Source organism: Latilactobacillus sp. (assembly GCF_033176295.1).
In the GTDB taxonomy this organism is placed as follows: Bacteria; Bacillota; Bacilli; order Lactobacillales; family Lactobacillaceae; genus Latilactobacillus; species Latilactobacillus sakei.
In genome coordinates this window covers 103,870-127,959 of sequence record NZ_JAMQEX010000002.1, presented here as the reverse complement: position 1 = coordinate 127,959, position 24,090 = coordinate 103,870, and the positions used below count along the sequence as shown (strand labels likewise).

Below are 24,090 nucleotides of genomic sequence, written 5' to 3'. Positions count from 1 at the left end.
CGATACTTCTCTTAAAAAATACGGTTTAGCCTTGGTAGATATCAGCAATTGGTTTTGAGATGATTTGGTTTAATTCATCCATCAATTGGCTTAATTGGCGTTCTTGTTCCATCAAGTTCTTGATGGCATCGATATCACCGATTTTTTGAGCAAGTTCTTGGATTTCTTTGATTTCGTCATCCGTTAATTCTTCGCCTTGCATTTGTTTTTGTTGTAAAGTCATTTGTTGTGTTTGAAATTTCTTGAACATTGTGAAGGCAATATCATCCTTCTTAAGTGCTGCAAAAGCATTTTGCAAGCCTAAAAATTGTGGTAATGTTTGTAAATTAGTTGCCATTTGGTTCGCATCATCATAAATGTTGACTGTCATAGTAGTGACTCCCTTACATGAATTTAGTTAAAAAAACCTTTCAAGTTATTATACCATTGATTGACCGTTTCTTTCGCTTTATTTACACCATCTTTAATTCCCGATTGCAGCGAATTGACGACTTTATCAGAATCCTGATCGTCTTCTTTTTTAGCCATTGATTGCGCATCTTCCGTATCAAAGCTAGTTTGGGCCGTCGTTGGTAACAACTGTTGCATTTCGTATTTAAAGATTGGCGCTAGGCCGTCGATACTGGTATTTTTCATAAAGTGTTCTTGATCCGTCTTATCGTAGCCCATCCAAGTCGCGACCACAATATCCGGCGTATAACCGATTAACCATTGATCCTTCGTCCCGTAACCGTAACTGTCGGGGACTTCGGTACTACCGGATTTACCAGCGACTTGATAGCCATCTGGTTTAGCGTAACGCCCAGTCCCGCTATTATAAACGCCCAACATCATGCTGGTCATTTCCTTAGCGGTTTTCTGACTCATAATCCGGGATTTCGATGGTGTCGTGTTATCAACAATAACGGCGCCACTGGCATCCACAATCTTTCGAATAAAGTGGGTCTCGGAAAGTTCCCCGTTATTGGCAAAAGCCGTATAAGCACTCGCCATTTGATAAGGTGAAACCCCTCCTTGCCAACCACCAAGGGCCATCGCTAAGTTTTGGTCACTCTTAGGGACTGAGATCCCGAAATCTTCAACTGACTTGATGCCGCGTTTAAGCCCAATTTGATTTAACAACCAAACAGCAGGCGCATTCGTACTGTTAGCCACCGCTTGATACATCGGCATCGAACCGGTATAAACATTGTCTGGGTTGGTTGGCGTATATTTATTGGTTCCGTAACTCTTCTTCTTATCTTGAAGAGAAGAATCGTAGTGATAGCCATCTTCTAACGCTGGTGTATAAACGGCCAACGGTTTAATCGTCGAACCCGGTTGCCGTTTCATCTGAGTGATTCGACTATAACCGCGAATCGTGTAATCGCCACGCCCACCAACAACGGCCGATACACCACCTGTTTTCGGATCGATGGCAATTGAGCTCCCTTGCACTAAGGTGCCATCAGCCGCATTGTCTGGGAACAACCAATTTTGCTCGAAGGTATTTTCCATCTTGCTTTGTTGTGATTGATCGAGTGCGGTATAAATCTTATAGCCGTTTTTAACAAGATCTTCTTCCTTGAGACCAAACCGCTTAACAGCTTCATTCACAACTTCATCAAAGTAGTAAGGATATTTGTAACTATCGTTTTGTTCCAAGGTATTTTTAACGACCAATGTTTCACTCTTGGCTGCCTTGGCTTGACTCTCAGTCAATTTACCATTATCAACCATCAGACCGAGAATTAAATTCCGCCGTGATGTGGCGTTATCCAAATGATCAGCCGGATTATAGTAACTTGGGCTTCGGAGCATAGCAGCAATCACAGCCGCTTCACTAGCATCTAATTCGCTAGCGTTTTTACCGAAGTACCGTCTAGAAGCATCTTGAACACCCCACACCCCGTTACCGAAGTAGGCATTATTTAAATACATCGCCAAAATATCTTTTTTAGAGTAAGTCTTCGTAATTTGAACCGCTAGGAAAAGTTCTTCAAACTTCCGTGAAAAAGTCTGCTTCTGACTCAACTTCGCATTTTTGGCGAGCTGCTGGGTCAACGTACTCCCCCCACCGGTAATCTGACCATGATGAATCACTAAGTTAACAGCGGCGCGGGCCAAGCCCTTGACGCTAAAGCCCGGATTCGTATAGAAGGAGCGATCTTCCGTCGAAATCACGGCATTTTGAATCTCAGGTGAAATTTTATCTAATTCAACGTACGTCCCTTTTTGGGTGTATAAGGTGCCCGCCCGCGCATCTTTTTTATCATAAAGTGTTGTTGATGTTTGTAAGTTGGCCTTAATTTCCCCAACGTTAGCCGTTTTTGCTTTAAAGGTTAAGTAGCTACTCATGAAAAATACTAAAAGTAATATGCCCAAAATCAACCATCGCGTTAATTGCAGTCGATACCAAACATACTTCACGACTCGCCACGCCCGTTTAAAAAAACGTTTAATCGCCAACCAAATCGGCGAATCCTGCTTATTCATACAATCCCTCTTTTAATCAATTTACATCGTACTTTGTTATATTGTAGCATATTCCAGTACGCCCCTTATGCCAGTGCGTTGACATTAATAATCTTTTAAAATTTACTTTTAGTGCTAAATTCGCTAAACTGGTAGCTTGAAGGTGGTTTACGCTGATGATAATTTACCAAAAAAAAGTAACTTTAGAAACAGACTTTAGTCCGATGTCAGTCCGCGGACTTCTCAATCACTGGTTAGTGCCGCAAAAAATGCAACACTTCTTGCGGATTAATCGTGAAATACTCGTCAACGGACAATACCGCGCGTTTAACCGCAACGTAGAACCTGGCGATGAAATCACGCTGAATTTTTCAGAAGTGTCCGTCAAAGTTCAAAACTACGAACTAGATGCGACACAATCATTCAGTGTTTTATTTGAAAGCGACGATTTATTGATCGTCAACAAGCCTGCTGGTATTAAAACCCATCCCAACCGCCCTGGCGAAAACGGGACATTAATGAACCAAGTCGCCTTTTATCTCGCCCAACAAGGCAAAAAGGCCTACATGGTCCACCGCATTGACGAAGCCACTAGCGGCGTCTTATTGATTGGCAAAACGCCGATTGTGATCGGAATTTTAAACCGTCAACTCAGTCAAAAAAAGATGGCCCGCCAGTACATTGCTATCGTCAATGATCCCGAACACGAATTGGCAGAACACGCCACAATTAATTCACCCATTGGTATCGACCCGGAAAATGATCGTCAACGTTGTGTTGATTACATCAACGGTTTATCGGCGATTACCCACTACCGCGTTTTAAGTCGGAAGGGCGCAACTGCAGTATTAGCGGTCGACCTTGAAACTGGCCGAACTCACCAAATTCGCGTCCACTTGGCTAGTATTGGTCATCCAATTCTAGGTGATCCACTCTATAACCCAACCGATACAACACCGCGGCTCTTACTACACGGTCAGACGTTGCGGTATACAGAACCTTACACGGATCAACCCCGAACCGTTACAGCCCCAGTTCCTGATGCATTTGAACCTTATCTTTCATAACCAAATAAAAGAAAGTGTGCCATCAGTTGGGTATCTCCTAAGGATTAGAATTCGGATATCTAAAAAAGGAGCCAAGACAAAATTCACTTTTGTCTTGGCCCCTTTTTTAGCGCTTTTAATGATGCGCTTGTGGTGCTTCTAAACGGCGTTGGATGAACCCTAAAACGAGATCGGCGATAATTGCCATCAAAGCTGTTGGCAAGGCCCCAGCTAAAATCAGCGCACCGCCATCGGTCGCGTTCGTCCCTCGAATGATAATATCACCCAAACCACCGGCGCCGACAAATGAGCCAATCGCGGTGATCCCAATAGCAACTACAAGGGCATTGCGAATCCCCGCCATAATCACGGCTAAGGACAGGGGTAATTCAACCATCGTCAATAATTGCCACTTGGTCATCCCCATCCCCAGACCGGAATCCAGAATATTTGGTGAGACATTAATCATCCCGGTATACGTATTTTTGATAATTGGTAATAACGAGTATAAAAAGACCGTCATAATCACCGTATTAGTGCCTAAGCCTAACCCTAACATGATGATCGATAACATCGCTAACGACGGCACCGTTTGAATAACGTTGGCAATACCGATTACCACATCGCTCATTTTTTTACGATGCGCAATCAAAATGCCAATCGGAATTCCAATGATGGCCGCTAGTAACACCCCATAGATTGAAATTAAGAAGTGCCGGTTAAATTGGCTTAAAACGTAACCACCATTATGTTGGAAATAATAAAGTAGCTGTTGCCACGTGTTTAAATGCGTCATTTGTTGGCTCCTTTCTTAAAGTAATCATGTTGCGTCAAGAATTGCTTAGCCACCACAGCGGGTTCTAGCAAGTCGTTATCCACTTTGTAGTTGAGTGTTTGCATCGTATCAAGATTGATTTGCCCGGATAACCGGTTTAAGAGTGGTTTCAGTTCTGGATGTTGTTTTAAAATCTGATCGGTAGCCACTAGACTGGCATCGTATGGTGGGAAAAAGTGCCGGTCATCCTTTAAGACCTTCAGGTTGTAGCTCTTAATCCGCCCATCAGTCGAATACCCTAAGACGACGTCCATTTTACCGGCCGCAAGTGCGCTATAGACTAAGCCAATTTGCATTGGCGCTACCTTCTTAAAATCGTAGCCGTAAGTTTGCTTGAATTCTTGGTAGCCATCCCCTTCATGGTTGACCCACACCGAGTCAACGCCAGCGGTTAATTGCTTAGCCACCCGGCCCAAATCGCTGACCGTTTCAAGATGGTACTTTTTAGCCATTTGCTGCGTCACCATGAAGGCGTACGTATCGGCAAAGCCATACGTTGGAAACCACGTTTGTTGGTAGCGGTCTTTAAATTCGCGCTTCACAATTGTTTGCGCCTTTTTGGGATCCTTCGTTGGCTTCATTTTTAACGTCCCCGTGATCTCGGTTCCTGCATACCGACTCGTTGCAATATCCGCATCGCCGCGGATTAACGATTCGTGCGTCACCGTTGAAGAACCCAGGTTATTAACCAATTCGACCTTGTTATCCGTTTCATGCGCAATCAATTGACTGACGATATTGGCTAAAATTTGGGATTCCGTCGTACTTTGAGAACTAATCCGAATCGTATCCTTCGCCGAGCCACCAAGACCGGGCAACCCGCAACTGCCTAATAGCAAAAGGCAGCCACCAAGCAGTGTTAAGACTGTGATTTTCTTTAATCTTTTCAACATAGCGACCTCCTTTAGCGAATGGCAACGGGTGTCATTCTTTTTTCAAGACGACCAAGTAAGAAATCAACCAACAAGGCTAAAATCGTCACTGGAATTGTCCCGCCGATGATTAAGTCTGGCTTAAATAGGTTTAAGCCATTGAAGATGAAATCGCCAAGGCCACCGGCACCAATATATGACGCTAGTGTTGCCCAAGCGATGACGTAAACCGCCGATAACCGGATGCCGGACATGATAACTGGCATTGCCATCGGAACTTCCACCTGCATGATTGATTGGAGCGGCGTCATCCCCATACCTTTAGCACTATCTTTTAACACCGGATCGACATCGTTCATGCCAATATAGGTATTGCGTAAAATCGGTAATAACGAATAGATAAACAAGGCCACAATCGCTGGTACTTTCCCAATCCCGAGTAACGGAATCATTAACGCTAACAGCGCCAAAGACGGCACCGTCTGGAGCATGCTAGCTATCGCAATCACGACTTTAGCCGTCTTCGGAACACGCGTTAAGGCAATCCCGAGCGGTACTGCAACTAATGCCCCTAACAATAACGCGATGGCCGAGATGTAAAGTTGCTCCCACGTTTTAATTAGCAAGTCGGCCCCATTTTGATTTAAAAAATTAAGCATTGCTCTGGCCTCCTTTAGTCTGTTGCATTGTCTGGCTCGTCATCGCCCCAAACGGCGTCGTAAACGACATCGACAAGCGCTGTCCGCGTAACAATCCCCACTAAGCGATGGTCATCATCGACAACGGGCACGTACTTCCAACCACGCTTCAATATCCGTTCGATTGTATCGCGGACCAGATCGGTTTGATTCACAAAGTTGACCTTCGTCGACATGATATCTTGAACGGTACCAGCATCTTTGTAATGATGGTCAATATTTTCCAAATCCACTAACCCTTGAAGCAGCTGTTGGTCGTCAACGACTAACAACGTATCAACCCGTCGTTGCCGCATTAATTTAATCGCAGAACTCAGTGATTGATCTGGCGTAATCGTGACCGGTGTCTTCAGCATAATTTGTCCAACAGTTTCGACATTTGGTTTAGCTTCCAATAACCGATCGTGACCTATTAAGTCCTTAACAAAATCGTTGGCTGGTTGTCGTAAAATTTCATTAGGCGTGCCATATTGAATGATTTTGCCACCATCCATAATCGCAATTCGTGATGATAATTTGAGTGCTTCGTCCATATCATGGGTTACAAAAATCACTGTTTTCCCCATTTCAACTTGGAGTTGTTTAACAAGATCTTGGAGTGCTTCTCGTGTAATCGGATCAAGTGCGCCAAATGGTTCGTCCATTAAAATAATATCCTGCCCAGCAGCCAACGCTCGGATAACACCGATTCGCTGTTGTTGACCACCTGATAATTGACTTGGGTAACGATCTAAAAAATCAGCAGGTAATTCTACCAGTTTTAATAATTCCTGTGCCTTTTTTTCACGGTCTTCATCGGACCATTTTAATAGTTTAGGCACGATTGTAATATTGTCACGAATCGTCATATGGGGCATTAATCCGATATTTTGAATGACGTAGCCAATTTTGCGCCGTAGTTTAACGGGGTCCGTGTCCGCTAACGATTTACCAGCCAGTGTAATTGTGCCGTGAGTGGGATTAATCATCCGGTTAATCATGCGCATTGTCGTTGTTTTGCCGGAACCAGACGTGCCAATTAGGCAAATGAATTCACCTTGATCAACTGTGAAGCTAATGTCATCAACGGCCTTATTACCACCGCGATAAATCTTTGAAACATGGTCAAATTCTAGATAATGTGCCATCAGTAACCTCCTAATAAATGTCATTGCATAAATTTATTTATATTATTCATGTTAAGAAGATAAACAACAAGTGTCAATTGATAAGGCTTACAACCAAGCGCTTATTCTGCTAAAAATCAGCTTTTAGACTATCGATTGCGAATCGTTTGTTCAATAGTGGTCAAATCAATCAGATAAGCTTTTGCGAATACCTAATCTCCTGAAAAAAGGGCGCCAATAAGTTAGTTCTTAATACCTAACTTATTGGCGCCCTTTAATTAATTTTTAGTCGTTAATTTCGGTTAGTTACCGCTAAATGTGCTGAAAAACGTTGATTTAAATCTGCCGCATGTGCTTCATCAGGACTGATAACCACAATTGTATCATGCCCAGCAAGCGTCCCAACAACATCCTCATACCCTAAGTCGTCGATTAACGCTGCTAGTAGATTACCGTTACTAGGCACGGTTTTAATCACGTTAATCACCTGAACCTGCGTAATCGTCAAGGCGACTTCACGTAACTTATCGTTTAACCGTTGTTCTTGCGTCCGTTCATCGTCATGAAAAACCGTGTACCGCAATTCCCCGTTCACATCCCGGGCCTTAACAATTTGCATTTCACGAATATCACGTGAAATTGTCGCTTGCGTAGCGTCAATACCATCATCTCTTAATGTTGCTAATAATTCTTCTTGGGTTGTTATCACTTGTTGATTAATAATCTGTTCAATACGTGTCTGTCGATCTACCTTTTTCATCATGATCACTCCTCCGATGAATCTGATTATCCCTATTATACCAGTTTTGGCGGCTAACAAACAGCGCTATCATTTTCAAATCTGATATCGGGCGTCAATCATTTTTGCTCACCGAATCACATTTATTGACTTATTAATTTCAATTATTTATGATTATTATAAGATATAAGATCAACCAAGGAGGCTATGCTGATGAAGACCCCCGTTTCGTATCTCTTATTATTAAGTCTATCGACTGCACTACTATCTCCTATTCATGTTAGTCGTGCTGAGAAATCAGCATCAGCCCCACCAAGTGAATCCCAATCTTCAGTCCTCGTTGAACCAGACGATCCAAGCAATATACAATCCGCTGAATCGTCATCCGTCTCAACAACTGAAGAATCAGCAAAATCTGAATCAGAACCGATTAAAACACCGCCGCAAGAGCCAGTTGAACCAATCAAACCACTTGTGACACAAAATCCTGGTGTCAAAGCCGGTCTCACGCCCGTTGCGAATGCAGCCGAATTAAAAGCGGCTTTAGAAAATGGCGAAAGCGTCCAACTAACAGCTGATATCACATTGAATGTGCTCGAAAGCTTGCTTGCTAGAATTCAAATCGGTAAAAATAACCCTCAAGACATTACCATCGATGGCACCAATCCAACGACCGGACAGCGCCATTTATTAAATATTGCTGATATTGCTGTCCTAGCACCAACAACACAACTGTACATCGGCTCAACTGGTATGCAAAAGAAAACAATCAAATTTACAAATCTAAGAATTAATAATAATAACTACTATGGTCTCTGTCACCCAACAAATGAGTCTTACGCAAATGGTAGTACGCTCTTGCTCGAAAATGTTGGATACAACAGTAGTGCGCAGTCACTTCATTTCATGCAGGAAGTGATCGCCTTTAGTGGTAACAATACCATTACCCAAACTGCTGGTACTTGGTCACAGGAATTGGCTGAAACAGGCCGGTTAGACTTTAGAGGTGGGACAACGACTATCAATCATGCCGGTGGCGGCTCTTATGGCCTAATCCGAATTGATCAAAACCCAGCTGATGGTATTGCCCCCGGTATTCAAGTTTCCGGTGGTGCAAAAGTTTCAATTACAGCCAACAACGCTATTTTCCCGGCATCAGGCGCTGGTATTCCTCAGATTAATATCGAATCAAAAGGGTCTGGTTCCAATTTAGCACTCAATGCTGGTGGTCATATCTTCGGTGTCACTGGATCAAGTAGCTCCAAAGCAGTTGCTTCAGATGGTGGTACTATCAATGTCACAAAGGCCAACAACTTCTATCAAACTGGTACGACTAACCGCACAATTGCTGCCACTAATAATGGTCATGTCAATTTGAAATTGGCAGGCAGTCTTTATTATTACGTACAAAGTCAATCACCAATGTCCGCAACCCAGGACAGTACGATCGATATTCAATCAACCACTAATCTCTTTACCTCTTATCTACAAAAAAGCCCCATTACAGCGTACAAGAATAGTACGATAAAACTCGCTTCTAATTCAGACGTCTTCGGTGCATATGTTCAAGATAGTCCAATAAGTGCCACTAACAATAGCGAAGTTAACTTGAACGCTGGTAAAGATATTTTTGCCTATATCTATAACCCCTCAAGTGGTAATCCAATCATGCAAATGACAACCGACACCACTTCTAAGATGACCTTAACCGCCAAAGATGCGTTTATCCGTAACATCCAAGCCAATGGTCTTAAATTGGATATTGGTGGTCAACTATCAGCCACTTTTGGTCAATATTTAGCTGTTTCAGGTGCGCGACCGCTTATGCATGACTTCCGTGACAACAGTATTATTGACCTCACCATCAACGGTGCGCAAAATATTGCCAACGGGCTCATTCCACTAGCGAGTACCGGTTCTTACATGAAAATTGGCGATGACAGTCAAGTCACTATTAATAATCAAACAACTACTAACCAATCTGTCTTATTTGGCCTCAGTGGTAGCAACAGTCCGGTTACAATTGGTGATTCTGATGTCACTATCAACAACAATGCAGTTGCGGCAACCCGATTATTAGAAAATATTAAACTTAACCTTGAAAATACAACTGGTCAATCACCACACACCATTTATCGCGGTGTCAGTTTAACTGAAAAGGACCAAACCAAAACAACTTATCCATTCGTTCACTTCGATAGCACCATTGGCACCACTAACGCAACGAACAGTTCTGACACGACTTTTAAAACGAAATTTGAAAGTCACACTTCTACTCAAAATATTGTGCAACTTCATTTGCACGATCCACTACCACCTGAAATCATCACCCTTATCAACACTGGTGGACTCCCTACCGATGATGCCCAGAAATTTAAATTTGCTTTAAATGGGACCGCGACTCCTGCCAGTGAGCTCACGCTGAACTTTCTAAGCGCCGCGGGACAATCATTATTAAAAGGCCCTGCTAAAGCAGCGGCTGCCAACCAGGCTTTCGACTATCAATTTGAATCTGATTTACCAACGCAACCCAATCAGATCGTTGTTGAAGCTAACTACCCAGCACCATACGCGCTCACAACGCCTGTCCGGAAGGTTCTAAAGGATATTCCTGCTGGTAAGCTAGGCTTTCTAGCAGCACCGACTCACCTCGATTTTGGCAGTCTCCCGCTTACCAATAGTCAAAGTCCTCTCTACCCCTATACTAAGACAGCAGATACCAGTCTGATTGTCTCTGATCCACGCGCCACTACCCGGGGAGACTGGGCTATTCAGATCAATCTCAAGCAACCTTTTACCGCTGGTCAAGCCACACTCGATAATGCCCTAATTTGGCGTAAGAATCAGACCACTAAACCATTGGTTGCCGGGCAACCGCAACAACTCTATTCCAAGGCCGCTCATGCACCGATTCAACCCGGTGCTGACGAAACGGATTTGACGGATTTACTCCACGAAACTGTTCAAACCCAATTTCCAGCTGGTCCTAAACAAACCGCAACCCCGTATACGGCTGAATTAGAATTAATGCTCATCACTGCCCCCAATTAAATCGTTAGGAGGTTAGAGGCGATGTATAAACGCTATTTTTTCACTTTTCTGTTAGGTGGTAGTCTATTATTCACACCGATTCGAGCAGAGGCTGTGCCCGCTAGTTCGAGTGCAACAATTCAATTTAGCAATCAGCAAACGCTACCGGTCGTCCCCCTACCACGACCACCTTTGATTGCCGCACCCGACAATGCGGGCACCATTCACAACGAATGGCACATGACACCACTCGAATATGCACCACCATTAACACAACGGTTACCACAAACCAGTATTACCGATATACGCTATTATCAACTTAGCGGATTGCTCCTATTATTAACCACTATTCTACTCATTAAGAAAGAGGCGACCTACTATGAAAAAAACAATGATTAGCACAACTTTATTCTCACTACTCGCAACAACAACTCTTCTGTCAGCAGGCCAAATCCAAGCAGCTCCTACGGAAGTTGAAAAACAAACGACTGATGCAGCGGTTGTCTTCACTGAAAAAAGTAATCCATTAGTGATTACCGCTGTTCCAGACTTTCATTTTGGCTCCCATGAAATCGATCGTTCGGCTGACAAAGATTTAGCAGCGGTGGAAAGTGGCTCTCACATTGGCACAGCAAACACGCTTGCCACTAGTAATGTTGTTTCAATTCAAGATGATCGTAGCCAAGCTAAATTAGACGGTTGGGACCTACAAGTGGCCCAAACAGATTTCGCTAACGCTGGCACTACTGACGCAAGTGACGCAGATGCTTCCGATGTCTTAACTGGCGTTAACATTTGGTTTAAAACACCAAACGTCACAATTGATGGTGCTAACAAGGGCGATGCTGCCTTACCAACGACTAGCGATCAAACGGTTCAAGTTAACGACCAAGCAAGTACCTTTATGAAAGGTGGCGCGACATCCTTCGGGAGCGTTGCAGCAACCCTAGGCACGGCACCAACATCAGGAACAGATAGTGATGCTATCTTCCTCCACGTACCAAAAACTGTTAATCCAACTGACAAAGCACATTACCAATCAGATATCACATGGACTTTAATCGCTAGCCCAAATAGCTAACAAAGGAGTTTTTGAATATGCGGACAACAATTAAAAGACTAGTTATCGGCCTATTATTTGGCCTAATTGCCCTCTTCGCCCACGCGCAAGCCACTCAAGCCGCGCAACCCGTAGCAGATTTTGCGATGACAATTATTCCGCCTGACAATCAGGCCGACAAACAATTAAGTTATTTTGATTTAGTTGTCCAACCCAAGCAACAACAAGATCTCCAGATTAAATTAGTTAATCATAAGGACAAACCAATTAAGGTTCGTGTGCAAACTAACACGGCGACTACCAATGTTAACGGCGTCGTCAATTATAGCGATAACGTGAATCAATCGGATAAAACACTCAAATATCCGTTGGGCAAACATTTAAAACCGGCCAAAAAGAACATTACGTTAACCGCTCATGAACAAAAAGTCGTCAATATTCGCTTAAGCGCACCTGATAAAGCTTTTAAAGGCCAATTAGTTGGTGGGATTAGCGCGACTGAAGTCCCAACAACAGCAAAAACAACACAGCAGATTAGCGTGCGTAATAAGTTTGCGTATGCAGTTGCAGTAGTTGCCCGCAGCAATGACCAAAGTGTCACACCAGAATTCAAACTCGGTGCTGTCAAAACTGGTCAACATATGGGGACCAACCAAATCATTGCCAATATTCGTAATGTACAACCTAAGTTCCAGAATCAAACCTCATTAAACGCCTTTGTCACCAAGCGTAACCAAAAGACGAAGCTTTATCAAACTGAGAAAAAGCAAGTCCAATTTGCACCAAACTCGGTTATGCAGTTCTATCTACCGCTTAATGATCGGTTTAAACCAGGCCGTTACACGCTTGATTTAACAGTCCGTTCAGAAGGTCGTACCTGGCACTTCACACGTCACTTTACAATCAGCCGCCAAGCAGCGGCTAAGTGGAACCAACAAGATGTCAGCTTGACGCCTGAGACAGACTACTGGCCTTACATCTTGGCAGGTTTAACACTTATTCTACTGATTCTAGCTTACGTCTACTGGCGTTACCGAAAGAAACAAAAAGAAAATCAGGCGCTCAAAGACGAAATTGATCGCTTAAAATCTTAACCAAACAAAAAAAGAGTTACGCTTAAAGTAACTCTTTTTTTGTCGGTTTAAACCGTTAATTCAATTAAATTCTGTTCTGGATCTTGAACGACTGCCTCGTAATAACCATCACCTGTTACTCGTGGGCCATTTAGCAATGGTAAGCCTTGTGCTTGAAACTTAGTCACTAATTTGATCAACCGCAGTTTCACTGCCAACAGCCATCGCTAAGTGCGCAAATTGGCCCCTAGTTGCTAAGCCGGCTAGTTCACTATCTTGGTGCATAATTTCTAAACGCACACCATCTGCAAAAGTTAAAAAGTATGATTGGAATCCTTTTTTGTGATTCTCATACAACTCACCCGCAGTCGCTTGAAACATCGTTTGATAAAAAGCCTTCATTGCTTCTAAATCGTGAACCCATAAACCGACATGTTCAATATGCATTAAATTACTCCTCACTTATGTTTGATAATTCTATTATGACATTGATTTAAAACGGTTACAACGATAGTATAAAAAAAGGGCATCTCAGTAATGAGATGCCCTTTCTTAACATGCTTTTTTCGCCATATTTATAACGGGCTTTTCGAACCAGTCTTTTCCGGTTAACTACAAAACAGGCGTCACGGTGAAAACCACCGTAACGCCTGTTTTTAGGTTAATCCTCAAAGCCTAAACGGCTCGAACGCACCTATTATTTTTTGATATTGTAGAATGAGTTGATACCTTTGTATGAAGCTGTATCACCTAATTGTTCTTCAATACGCATTAATTGGTTGTACTTAGCTAAACGATCAGTACGGCTCATTGAACCTGTCTTGATTTGGCCAGCGTTTGTAGCAACAACTAAGTCAGCGATTGTTGTATCTTCAGTTTCACCTGAACGATGTGAAACAACAGCTGTGTAGCCAGCTTCTTTAGCCATTTCGATTGCTTCTAATGATTCTGTTAATGTACCGATTTGGTTAACTTTAACAAGAATTGAGTTAGCAGCGCCCATCTTGATACCTTTACGTAGGTAATCAGTGTTTGTTACGAAGAAGTCATCACCAACAAGTTGAACTTTTTCGCCAAGTTCTTTAGTGATTGATGCCCAGTCTTCCCAGTTGTTTTCATCGATAGGATCTTCGATTGAAATGATTGGGTATTTAGCAACTAAGCCTTCAAGGTATTTAACGAATTCAGGTGTTGTGAATTCTTCACCAGTTGACCAACGTAATTTGTATGTCTTATCTTCGTTGTTCCATAATTCTGATGAAGCAACATCGATAGCGATTGAGATATCTTCGCCAGCTTTGTAACCAGCTTTTTCGATAGCTTTGATCAAGTATTGTAAAGGTTCTTCGTTGTTTGCGAAGTCAGGTGCGAAACCACCTTCATCACCAACAGAAGTAACTTTACCGTCAGCTGATAAAAGACTCTTCAATGCTTGGAAAGTTTCTGAACCCATACGGATAGCTTCGCGTACAGATTTAGCACCAACAGGCATGATCATGAATTCTTGGAAATCAACTTTGTTATCTGAGTGAGCACCACCATTGATAACGTTCATCATTGGCGTTGGTAATACGTGAGCGTTAGGGCCGCCTAAGTATTCGTACAATGGTAAGCCTAATTCGTCAGCAGCAGCACGTGCAGCAGCCAATGAAACGCCTAAGATTGCGTTAGCGCCTAATTTACCTTTGTTTTCAGTACCGTCTAACTTGATCATTGCAGCATCGATACCGCGTTGGTCAGTTGTGTCGAAACCTACGATTTCTTTAGCAAGAGGGCCATTTACGTTTTCAACAGCCTTTAATACACCCTTGCCACCAAAACGTGATTTGTCGCCGTCACGTAATTCAACAGCTTCATGTTCACCAGTTGAAGCACCTGAAGGAACGATTGCGCGACCAAAGCCGCCATCTTCAGTATAAACTTCAACTTCGACAGTAGGATTACCACGTGAGTCTAAGACTTCGCGGCCTAAAATATCAGTAATAATTGACATGTAATTTTCTCCTTTTTTGGCTGATGATATTCATCAGCACTTTTTTGGATGTCAGGCAAAGCCCACATCTTATTTTAGCTAATTTTTAGTGATTCGTAAATACATACGAGCGAAAAATTAGTCGTTAAAGTGAACAAGATCTAAGAATGAAGCAGGTTCCATGCTTGCGCCACCAACTAAACCACCATCGATGTCTTCTTTGCCCATGATTTCTTTAACGTTTGCAGGTTTAACTGAACCACCATATTGGATACGAACTTTGTCAGCAACTGTTTGGTCGTATAACTTAGCAACTGTTTGACGAACAACAGCACAGATTTCTTGTGCTTGGTCAGCAGAAGCGGTTTTACCAGTACCGATTGCCCAGATTGGTTCGTAAGCAATAACCATTGAGCTAACTTGGTCAGCTGAAAGGCCTTTAAGACCTTCTGTTACTTGGTTTGAAACCCATTCTTCAGCTTTGCCAGCTTCACGAGTTTCTAATGATTCACCACAACAGAAGATAGGTGTCATGTTGTTTTTGAAGATTGCGTGTGCTTTTTTGTTGATATCTTCATCAGTTTCGTGGAAGTAATCACGACGTTCTGAATGACCGATGATGACGTAATCAACACCCATTTCATTCAAAGTTTTTGGTGAAGTTTCGCCAGTGAATGCACCAGCTTCTTCGAAGTAACAGTTTTCAGCAGCAACTTTTAAGTCTGTGCCTTTAGCTGCTTCTAATAAAGCAGGTAAGTCAACAGCAGGTGCACCGATAACTGATTCTGTTTGATCAAACTTAGGTAAGTTGGCTTTGATAGCATTAACGAACTCAGTTGTTTGAGTTGGGTTCATGTTCATTTTCCAGTTACCAGCAATGATTGGTTTACGCATGAGAAAATCTCCTCTTAATTTAAAATTATTTGTCTGAAATAGCAGCGATACCAGGTAATGTCTTACCTTCTAGGTATTCAAGTGATGCGCCACCACCAGTAGAAATATGTGTTAACTTGTCGCCAACGCCTAATTTCTTAACTGCGGCTGTTGAATCGCCACCACCGACGATTGTTGTAGCGCCTGATAAGTTACCTAAGAATTCGCCAATTGCCAATGTACCTTTAGCAAAGTTGTCCATTTCGAACACACCCATAGGGCCGTTCCAAACAACAGTCTTAGCATCTTTAAGAACATTTTCGAAGTCAGCGATTGCTTTAGGTCCGATATCTAATGCCATGTAGCCATCAGGAATGTTACCTTCAACAGTTTCTGTCTTAGCATCGTTTGAGAATGCGTCTGCAACAACGTTATCAACAGGCAATACTAATTTGTCGCCAGCTTTTTCGATTAATTCTTTAGCTAATTCGATCTTATCTTCTTCAACTAATGAGTTACCAATTGATAAACCTTTAGCAGCGTAGAAAGTATAAGTCATACCACCACCAACAATCACTTTGTCAGCTTTAGCTAATAAATGTTCGATAACACCGATCTTGTCAGAAACCTTTGCGCCACCTAAGATAGCAACAAATGGACGTTCTGGTGCGTCAACTGCTTCGCCCAAGAATTTGATTTCTTTTTCTAATAAGTAACCAGCAACTGCAGGTTTGTTATTAGCTTTCATAGCGGTTGCAATCCCAACGTTTGATGCGTGAGCACGGTGAGCTGTACCAAAAGCGTCGTTGACGAACATGTCGCCTAATGATGCCCAGTATTCGCCCAACTTAGGATCGTTTTTACTTTCGCGTTTGCCAAAGTCGTTGTCGATGTCTTGGAAACGAGTGTTTTCCATAACCAATACTTGACCATCAGTCATTGCATTGATTGCATCTTCTAATTCTTGACCTTCGTTTGAAGCAACGAAAGCAACGTCTTTGTTTAATAATTCGCCAAGACGTGCAGCAACTGGTTTCAATGTCAATTCTTTCTTGTCTTCGTCACTCTTGATACGGCCCAAGTGAGAAAGTAAGATAGCCTTGCCACCATTGTCGATGATGTATTGGATTGTTGGTAAAGCAGCTACGATACGGTTATCGTCACCGATAACGCCGCCTTTGATTGGTACATTAAAGTCAACACGTACTAAGACTTTTTTGCCTTTAATATCTTTTAAATCTGCAACTGTTTGTTTTGCCATGTGGACAAACCTCCTAGATTTTCATAAAAAAAGACGGAAGGAGTTTACCTCCTCCCGCCTTATAAAATGCTATTGCATTTCTAAAGTCACAAAAGTGAAATTAGATTAAGCTAGCAAATTTTTCTAATGTACGGATCATTTGAGCTGTAAAGCCTGATTCGTTGTCATACCAAGCAACAACTTTGACAACTTGGCCTGCGCCACCGCCAACGATTTGTGTTTGAGTAGGATCGAATACTGAACCGAATTCTGTACCGATGATATCTGATGAAACGATTTGGTCAGCATTGTAACCAAATGATTCGTTACCTTCAGTAACTTTCTTAACAGCAGCGTTGATTTCGTCAGCTGTAACTTCTTTGTCAAGAGTTGCAACTAATTCTGTCAATGAACCAGTGATAACTGGGACACGTTGTGCGTGGCCGTCAAGTTTACCCTTCAATGCAGGAACAACTAAGCCAAGAGCTTTAGCAGCACCAGTTGAATGAGGGATGATGTTAGCAGCAGCAGCACGTGCAGCACGTACGTTTCCACCACGATCAGGACCATCTTGTAATTTTTGTGTAGCTGTGTAAGCATGGATTGTTGTCATTGTACCAGCTTTGATACCGAAAGCGTCGTTAACTGCTTTAGCTAAAGGTGCTAAACAGTTTGTAGTACATGAAGCAGCTGAGATGATGTTGTCATCAGCTGTGATAGTGTCATCATTAACACCGTAAACAACTGTCTTAACAGCACCAGCAGGAGCTGAGATAAGAACTTTTTTAGCACCGGCATCAAGATGAGCTTGTGCTTTTTCTTCTGATGTGTAGAAACCAGTACTTTCAAGTACTAAGTCAACGCCATCATTCTTAACCCAAGGAATATTACGTGCATCTGATTCAGCATAAACTGGAATGTTCTTGCCATCGATAACGATGCTGTTTTCTGTAGCTGATACTTCGTGATCGAATTGACCATGAGCTGTATCATACTTTAATAAGTGTGCTAACATGTCTGGTGATGTTAAATCATTGATAGCAACAACTTCCAAAACGTCACTGCTTGTTGCGTAAATACGACGTAAAGCTAACCGACCAATACGTCCGAAACCATTAATCCCTACTTTTGTAGTCATAATAGAATTTCCTCCTTTAGGAAATGAAAATTTTTATTTTAAAGGGTTGCCCCTTGTAAAATCGAGTTTGCGGCACCCTCATCCGTGATTAACCACGTCTGTTGAGGTGCGAGGTGCATGTACGCTTCAATTGCTTGGGCCTTAGAAGTCCCACCTGCAACCGCGAGTACACACGGAATATTTAATAAGTCACGAATCTGTAATCCAATTCGCGGAATCTTGTACACCACTTCGCCTTGCGCGTTAAAGAAGTAACCGAAGGCCTCACCCACCGCATGCTTTTCTTTCAGCATTTTGATGGTTTCAATCGGCATATCCCGCCGTTCTGCCATCGTAATGGCTTCGCCAATACTATGCAACACGCCGCGACTGCGTTCAATCAGCTTTAACACTTCTTGAACACTTGGTTCTTCTAATAGTGGGGCATAAGTCTTCTCACTCACCTGTTCAGGAACGTATAATGCCCGATGTTTACCACCAGTTTGGCTGGCCATCTCGGCACAAACCGCATTCGCCTGAATATCAACACTCTCACCAATCCCACCTCTAGCCGGCACAAAGATTAAATTGCGCTTTTTAGAAAGATCAGTTGACAGTTCATGAGCTGCCTTAGCCATCGTCGTGCCACCCATTACCGCCACAACACTTTGGCCTTGTGGTAATAATAGCTGTAACGTACTATTGACTAATTTGCCCATTTCGGTGAGGACTTTTGGTTGTTCATCACTATTGCCAGATACAATTAAGCAATGCTCAATTCCAAGATAGCGACTCAACTCTCGTTCGGTCTGCCGTAATCCTAAGAATTGGTCCATTACTTGTTTCAACTGATCAAGAACTTCTTGTCCTTTGACAGTTAAAACCATACCTGATTTTGACGAATTAAGCAAACCTTGTGCCTTTAAAAAATCCGTCTCCGTCCGAATGACTCTTTCACTTAATTTGAGCTGCTCAGCAAGTGTGCGTCGCCCAACTGGTGCAAGCCAATCAATATGCTGTAGGACTTGGTAACGTTTCTTAACGACACCGACAAAATCAGGCGCAACCGCTTCTATTGCAGATAACTCATCGCGCATTGATCTCGCCTACTTTCCGGTGGGACATTAAATGTCCATCTGTGTCATCAATCGACCCATGTCTGGCAAAAAATAAAAGGCAACTTACTAAAACTAGTAACTTATCCTTTGAACAAGACCATTATATCAAGTGAGTAAAATACATGCAATGCTTTGCGCTTAATGAATACGTTTTCTTTCCGAATAATTTTAAAACGTTGATTTATCGCGATTTATTAAAATTTGGGCTTGAAATTTTTCTAGAAATCCGCTAAAATAATATATTGTACTGTTGAGTACATATATTAGGTTGCGCCGCTAGTGTAATGGATAGCACCCAAGATTCCGGTTCTTGAGATCCGGGTTCGACTCCCGGGTGGCGCATATAGACATATCATAATAAAAAGCCCCGTCGATTTGATCAAATCGACGGGGCTTTTTTGTTGTCTTATTTATCAAAGAAACTGTTTCCTACTTCAAAGAAAAGGTATTGGTTGTTAACTTTAACTTGGCCCAAAATGGCTTTTTGGGCTTTTGTTGCCCAGAAATATGAGTGACGTGGATGGCCATAGGCGTCATTTAAAGCAGGTAAGCTCGTGCCTGGATCTCTGACCACAACTTTTTTCATATCCACTTTTTGTTTCTTTTGTGCTGCTTGGCCGGTTTCTTTGAAGAATTCACTTTCCGTCAATAAACGGTAGCCATTTCCTTGTAACCAGCGCAATCCACTATTGTTCATCGCAATAAAGTTCATATAATCGGTTGTCAGTGCCCCTTTAACGTATTTATCTGGGTAGACACCCTCCCAACCGTCTTGGTTGTTGGCTTCGGCGGCAGCACTGCTGGCCGATGCTTTAAAATCTTTTTCATTAATGACCACTTCGTCACTAGCCGCTTTCGTTCGCTCAGAGGATGGTTGATAAAAAACGCCTGATTGCGTTGACCCTTTTTGGGCAACACTTTGGCTAGCATTGTTATTTCTGATAAACCAGGTTAACCCACCAGCGACGATCAACACTAAAACCACTCCCTGGATGATCAGCGTCTTCTTACGTTTAGCACGCGCTTTTGAAAAATCAGACTCCCATTGCGTCATAATTGGCCCCTTTTTGTACTTCGCCATCTTGTTCCCCCCCAAAAGTATCCCATTCGTAAACCCCTTTAACTTTATACTGACACTATACCAAAGTAATCGCTATTTTTAAATAGTTACTCACTTTTTATTATGTCTCATAGGGATTGAGTGGTAACTTGGCTTATAATAAATAATAAACCCTGAAGGAGTCCTTCTTTTGAATAAACGAATCAGTTCTTGTACAACCATTTTAGTGGGGAAAAAAGCCACGCTTGATGGTTCAACCCTTATCGCTAGAAACGAGGATGGCTACAATAAGCCTAATCCGCAAAAATTCCGCGTTATTCAACCAGCCGATCAACCCATTGATTACACCTCAGCCATTAATGGGCTCAAAATCAAATTACCTACAAATCCGTTACGTTACACTTCGACACCCGATGCCGATGATCAATATGGCATTTGGGCTGGTGCCGGCATTAATAGCGCCAACGTCGCGATGACCGCATGCGAAACAATTACCAACAATCCTCATATCTTAGCAATTGATCCGCTAACTGATGACGGAATTGGTGAAGCGGATTTCGTAACACTTGTTCTGCCTTATAGCCAATCAGCTCGCCAAGCCGTTTTACGGCTGGGTCAACTCCTTGAAACCTATGGGACTTATGAAACCAACGGCATTGCTTTTTCTGATCACGATGAAGTTTGGTACTTGGAAACGATTGGCGGACATCACTGGGCAGCAATTCGTATCCCAGATAACGCCTTTGTCGTTGCGCCTAATCGTCTCAACATTGCTGAATTCGATTTTACCTCACCAAATACGCTATTCTCAGAAGATCTACCAAGTCTAATTGTGCAATACCATCTCAATCCTGATGAAGACCAAGTAAACCTCCGCCACATCTTTGGTACAGCAACCATCAAGGATTCTCATTATAATAATCCCCGCGCTTATGCCATTTTAAAAGCATTTGGTGGTCTTGATGAGGGTGACTATGAAGATCAAGAACTGCCCTTCATGATGGTCCCCACTAAAAAACTAACGATTGAAGCCGTTAAATGGGCCCTCAGTTCTCATTTCGAGAACACGCCTTTTGATCCTTATGGCACAGGTTCAAAAGATGATCGTCAACGCTACCGGACAATCGGTTTAAATCGAAATGAAGAAACGCATATTCTGCAAATTCGCAACGATGTCCCCGAAGCGATTGCCGGGATTCATTGGTTAGCATTTGGCCCCAACACCTTTAACGGTTTAGTGCCATTTTATGCCAATACAAATACGACGCCGGCCGTTTATCGTGAGACACAAACCAGCTTTGATCCTAACAACATTTACTGGTTAAATCGTCTAACAGCCCTACTCGGAGATACTGACTTCAATCGTTATCAAGGACTTCGGGATGCTTTTGAAGCCCAAGCATTAATTGATTGTCGCAAGATTCAACTCAAAACGGACGCCGCAATTTTAGCTAATCCGGAAAATAGCACCGCGCAACTCACTGTCGCTAACCAAGCGCTCGCTGATACTTACTTCATGAACCTCAACCAACTCCTTGGAAAAATGGTAACCACCGGCGCCAACCATATGAAACTACGCTATTCATTAAATGATTAATAAAGAGGGGTTAAGTAGCGATTGTTACTCAACCCTTCTTTTGTTGTACAATAGTCCTTATAAACGTTTTTATTGAGGAGCCTCTATTTAATGCAATATTTTAAACAGTTATTTTCAAACACCTTTGCGTTTTTAAAACAAAGCCAAGCTTATTTCCGCAGTGTTTTATTGATGCATGGTTTTCTACTTTTAATTTGCCTGCCGCTTTTAAGTAAAGCCAGCTACTTCATTTTAGTGCATTACCAAATTCAATTTCTAGCATTGAGCAATCTGCCCGTGCTCATTCATCAGCACCCCTTGGTGCTGCTGGCGCTCGTCGGGATTGCGCTGCTGATTTTATTACTGGCCTTCTTCGAATTCACATTTCTACTATTAAGTGTGTATTTTATTCAGATTAAACGACCACTGGCCCTGCAAGCATTACTTAAGATGACAGTCGCCCAAATCACGCATCTGCGCATCGGTACCATTTTTTTCTTCCTATATTATTACATCTTAATTATCCCATTGGGCGGTTTGGGTTATCACTCCGATTTATTGACGAAATTTAAATTGCCGGCCTTTATTTTAGATTACATCGTCACCAATCGACGGCTGATTGCTGTTTTGGGGCTATTAATTTATTTGAGTTTGCTATATATTGGTTTGCGCCTCATCTTCACCCTCCCCAATATCATTCTTCAACAAATGTCATTAAAAAAGGCGTTACACACAAGCTGGCGCTTTACGCATCACCAATTAGTAACCCTAGTTGGTCGGTTGTTACTCATCGTTGGGGGCCTCGTGGGTTTTACAACCGTTAGTTTCTTCTTATTAATCCAGCTTCAGGCGTTCATTGAAACGCACACCAGCGTCGGCTTCCAGAGCGTCGTTATCCTCATGACATTTTTACAAGTGGTCGTCCTCATTAACCTGGTCCTCTCCACTGTCACCATCTTTTTCGTACTGGTTGATGCGCTACTATCCGATTCGCAATTCAATCAGCCTGCGATTAACTATTCTAGTCTTAAACTGAGCGTCCCCCTCAATGGCGGCTTATTATTGCTAGTGGCCATGGTTACTTTAATGGGTACCGGCTTTTACAATTGGAATTACCTTCGCGCTGTCTCAATTCAACAACCCATCAGTATCTCTCACCGCGGTGTCTCTCAAAAAAATGGTGTTCAAAATTCACTCACTGCACTCAACCAAACGCACCACTTAAAACCCAACTACGTGGAAATGGATGTCCAACTGACCAAAGATCATCAATTCGTTGTTTTTCATGACTTTCAGCTGGCCCCATTAACTGGTCAGTCCGGAACACCCCAATCAAAAACACTGGCGCAACTCACCGAAATGACCGTGCGTGAACATAAGCGCACCGCACCAATCGCGTCTTTTGATGACTATCTCGCACTCGCCAATCAACTACACCAAAAACTCTTAATTGAAATCAAGACGCCAACTACCGATAATCCGGGTTTGGTGCAAAAATTCCTAGCCAAATACCAAACTAGCATTGAAGCCCACGATCACATGGTGCAGTCCTTGAACTGGCAAGTGGTGGAAGATGTCAAAAAAGCGGCACCGCAAATACAAACCGGTTATATTCTCCCTTTTAATTTCATCGGACCACCCATTTCACGCGCCGATTTCTACGCGGTTGAAATGACGACAGTCAATCGGCACTTCATTCAAGCGGCGCATCAAGAAAAGAAAGCCGTCTTTGTTTGGACACCCAATGATCAACAGGCAGTCCAGCGAATGATGTATTTTGGTGCGGATGGCGTGATCACCGATAATCTCAAAGCAGTTGAACAAGCCCAAAATCAACACATAAAACCGCATTACGCCGATAAATTAGCCTTTTATGTGATGGGTATTGGGTAGCAAAAAACGACCAGCTAACTGGTCGTTTTTTTATATCCTATTTTTTAAATAATTGTTTTACCTGTAGATAAGCGAAAACAAGCAAGGTTAATAATAATAATAGCCCTAGGTAAACACCTAGAAAAATCATGCTAATACTTATCCAGCCTAATTCCATACTACCGCCTGCATAGAGTTCACGAAAAGCTGTCCACTTAAAAATAATTTTTGCAATGACCATTGTGCTTAAAAAGAAAAAGGCAGTTTTAAAAGCACGCCATAAATTAAGTTGCATCATGTACCTCCCTACTTCTTCTTAAACAGATCTTTCCCCAAATAACAAAAGAAC

The 24,090-nt window shown here is 42.5% G+C and carries 21 protein-coding genes, 1 tRNA gene and 1 pseudogene; 8 read left to right on the top strand and 15 right to left on the bottom strand.

What is annotated here, in order from left to right; translation table 11 throughout:
- Window positions 1-25: 25 nt before the first annotated feature.
- A complete protein-coding gene (locus NDN60_RS02115; RefSeq protein ID WP_056948281.1) occupies window positions 26-370 on the bottom strand; it encodes a YlbF family regulator in 345 nt (114 codons plus the stop codon).
- Between the two features lie 23 nt (window positions 371-393).
- Complete coding sequence (locus tag NDN60_RS02110; protein ID WP_056948279.1) at window positions 394-2,475, bottom strand: PBP1A family penicillin-binding protein; 2,082 nt, start codon at window positions 2,473-2,475, stop codon at window positions 394-396.
- Between the two features lie 155 nt (window positions 2,476-2,630).
- On the opposite strand from NDN60_RS02110, the gene NDN60_RS02105 reads away from it, so the two are divergent.
- Window positions 2,631-3,521 (top strand): RluA family pseudouridine synthase, encoded by an 891-nt coding sequence (locus NDN60_RS02105; protein WP_056948277.1) that lies wholly within the window; start codon window positions 2,631-2,633, stop codon window positions 3,519-3,521.
- A gap of 115 nt (window positions 3,522-3,636) precedes the next feature.
- Here the strand turns inward: NDN60_RS02105 and NDN60_RS02100 are convergent, their stop codons facing one another.
- The 5 genes from NDN60_RS02100 to argR form a co-directional block, all read right to left on the bottom strand.
- Entirely contained in the window at window positions 3,637-4,296 is a 660-nt protein-coding gene (locus NDN60_RS02100; protein ID WP_025015902.1) for an ABC transporter permease, read from the bottom strand.
- On the bottom strand, window positions 4,293-5,228 hold the full coding sequence (locus NDN60_RS02095; RefSeq protein WP_016264812.1) for an osmoprotectant ABC transporter substrate-binding protein: 936 nt from the start codon (window positions 5,226-5,228) through the stop codon (window positions 4,293-4,295). The genes NDN60_RS02100 and NDN60_RS02095 overlap by 4 nt, the downstream gene beginning before the upstream one ends.
- Before the next feature lie 11 nt (window positions 5,229-5,239).
- A complete protein-coding gene (locus tag NDN60_RS02090) occupies window positions 5,240-5,866 on the bottom strand; it encodes an ABC transporter permease (RefSeq protein ID WP_011374326.1) in 627 nt (208 codons plus the stop codon).
- 14 nt (window positions 5,867-5,880) lie between these two features.
- Window positions 5,881-7,032 carry a betaine/proline/choline family ABC transporter ATP-binding protein gene (locus NDN60_RS02085; RefSeq protein ID WP_035146539.1) on the bottom strand — a complete coding sequence of 384 codons (1,152 nt, stop codon included), beginning with the start codon at window positions 7,030-7,032 and terminating at the stop codon, window positions 5,881-5,883.
- A gap of 271 nt (window positions 7,033-7,303) precedes the next feature.
- Window positions 7,304-7,771: an arginine repressor gene (gene argR, locus NDN60_RS02080; RefSeq protein ID WP_099947634.1), complete on the bottom strand. Its 468-nt coding sequence runs from the start codon at window positions 7,769-7,771 to the stop codon at window positions 7,304-7,306.
- Between the two features lie 192 nt (window positions 7,772-7,963).
- On the opposite strand from argR, the gene NDN60_RS02075 reads away from it, so the two are divergent.
- From NDN60_RS02075 to NDN60_RS02060, 4 genes are read left to right on the top strand one after another with little or no spacing between them, the layout of a single operon-like run.
- Window positions 7,964-10,801: a pectate lyase-like adhesive domain-containing protein gene (locus NDN60_RS02075; protein WP_099947633.1), complete on the top strand. Its 2,838-nt coding sequence runs from the start codon at window positions 7,964-7,966 to the stop codon at window positions 10,799-10,801.
- Between the two features lie 21 nt (window positions 10,802-10,822).
- Window positions 10,823-11,179: a hypothetical protein gene (locus NDN60_RS02070; protein ID WP_011374321.1), complete on the top strand. Its 357-nt coding sequence runs from the start codon at window positions 10,823-10,825 to the stop codon at window positions 11,177-11,179.
- Complete coding sequence (locus NDN60_RS02065; RefSeq protein WP_011374320.1) at window positions 11,160-11,861, top strand: WxL domain-containing protein; 702 nt, start codon at window positions 11,160-11,162, stop codon at window positions 11,859-11,861. The genes NDN60_RS02070 and NDN60_RS02065 overlap by 20 nt, the downstream gene beginning before the upstream one ends.
- 17 nt (window positions 11,862-11,878) lie before the next feature.
- Window positions 11,879-12,934 carry a DUF3324 domain-containing protein gene (locus NDN60_RS02060; protein ID WP_011374319.1) on the top strand — a complete coding sequence of 352 codons (1,056 nt, stop codon included), beginning with the start codon at window positions 11,879-11,881 and terminating at the stop codon, window positions 12,932-12,934.
- A 47-nt stretch (window positions 12,935-12,981) separates the two neighbouring features.
- On the opposite strand, the pseudogene NDN60_RS02055 reads toward NDN60_RS02060, so the two are convergent.
- The 6 genes and pseudogenes from NDN60_RS02055 to NDN60_RS02030 all read right to left on the bottom strand — a co-directional run bounded on the left by NDN60_RS02055 (window position 12,982) and on the right by NDN60_RS02030 (window position 19,212).
- Window positions 12,982-13,360, bottom strand: a pseudogene (locus NDN60_RS02055) (VOC family protein).
- A 250-nt stretch (window positions 13,361-13,610) separates the two neighbouring features.
- The gene (gene eno, locus NDN60_RS02050) at window positions 13,611-14,906 is read right to left on the bottom strand and encodes a phosphopyruvate hydratase (protein WP_011374316.1); all 1,296 of its coding nucleotides are present in this window, start codon (window positions 14,904-14,906) and stop codon (window positions 13,611-13,613) included.
- A gap of 117 nt (window positions 14,907-15,023) precedes the next feature.
- Complete coding sequence (gene tpiA, locus NDN60_RS02045) at window positions 15,024-15,779, bottom strand: triose-phosphate isomerase (protein WP_011374315.1); 756 nt, start codon at window positions 15,777-15,779, stop codon at window positions 15,024-15,026.
- Window positions 15,780-15,804: 25 nt separating this feature from the next.
- Window positions 15,805-17,019 (bottom strand): phosphoglycerate kinase, encoded by a 1,215-nt coding sequence (locus tag NDN60_RS02040; RefSeq protein ID WP_011374314.1) that lies wholly within the window; start codon window positions 17,017-17,019, stop codon window positions 15,805-15,807.
- A 100-nt stretch (window positions 17,020-17,119) separates the two neighbouring features.
- Window positions 17,120-18,136, bottom strand: a complete 1,017-nt coding sequence (gene gap / locus NDN60_RS02035) for a type I glyceraldehyde-3-phosphate dehydrogenase (RefSeq protein WP_011374313.1) — start codon at window positions 18,134-18,136, stop codon at window positions 17,120-17,122.
- A gap of 38 nt (window positions 18,137-18,174) precedes the next feature.
- Window positions 18,175-19,212 (bottom strand): sugar-binding transcriptional regulator, encoded by a 1,038-nt coding sequence (locus tag NDN60_RS02030; protein ID WP_011374312.1) that lies wholly within the window; start codon window positions 19,210-19,212, stop codon window positions 18,175-18,177.
- 291 nt (window positions 19,213-19,503) lie between these two features.
- Between NDN60_RS02030 and NDN60_RS02025 the strand changes: the two genes are divergently transcribed.
- A tRNA-Arg gene (locus tag NDN60_RS02025) sits at window positions 19,504-19,575 on the top strand.
- A gap of 64 nt (window positions 19,576-19,639) precedes the next feature.
- Here NDN60_RS02025 and NDN60_RS02020 read toward each other — a convergent pair.
- Entirely contained in the window at window positions 19,640-20,314 is a 675-nt protein-coding gene (locus NDN60_RS02020; RefSeq protein WP_056947467.1) for a hypothetical protein, read from the bottom strand.
- Window positions 20,315-20,483: 169 nt separating this feature from the next.
- On the opposite strand from NDN60_RS02020, the gene NDN60_RS02015 reads away from it, so the two are divergent.
- Together NDN60_RS02015 and NDN60_RS02010 are read left to right on the top strand one after the other, a co-directional pair.
- Window positions 20,484-21,890: a C69 family dipeptidase gene (locus NDN60_RS02015; protein WP_056947469.1), complete on the top strand. Its 1,407-nt coding sequence runs from the start codon at window positions 20,484-20,486 to the stop codon at window positions 21,888-21,890.
- A gap of 90 nt (window positions 21,891-21,980) precedes the next feature.
- Window positions 21,981-23,762 carry a glycerophosphodiester phosphodiesterase gene (locus NDN60_RS02010; RefSeq protein ID WP_056947471.1) on the top strand — a complete coding sequence of 594 codons (1,782 nt, stop codon included), beginning with the start codon at window positions 21,981-21,983 and terminating at the stop codon, window positions 23,760-23,762.
- Between the two features lie 37 nt (window positions 23,763-23,799).
- On the opposite strand, the gene NDN60_RS02005 is transcribed toward NDN60_RS02010, so the two are convergent.
- A complete protein-coding gene (locus tag NDN60_RS02005; protein WP_056947474.1) occupies window positions 23,800-24,036 on the bottom strand; it encodes a hypothetical protein in 237 nt (78 codons plus the stop codon).
- Between the last annotated feature and the right edge of the window lie 54 nt (window positions 24,037-24,090).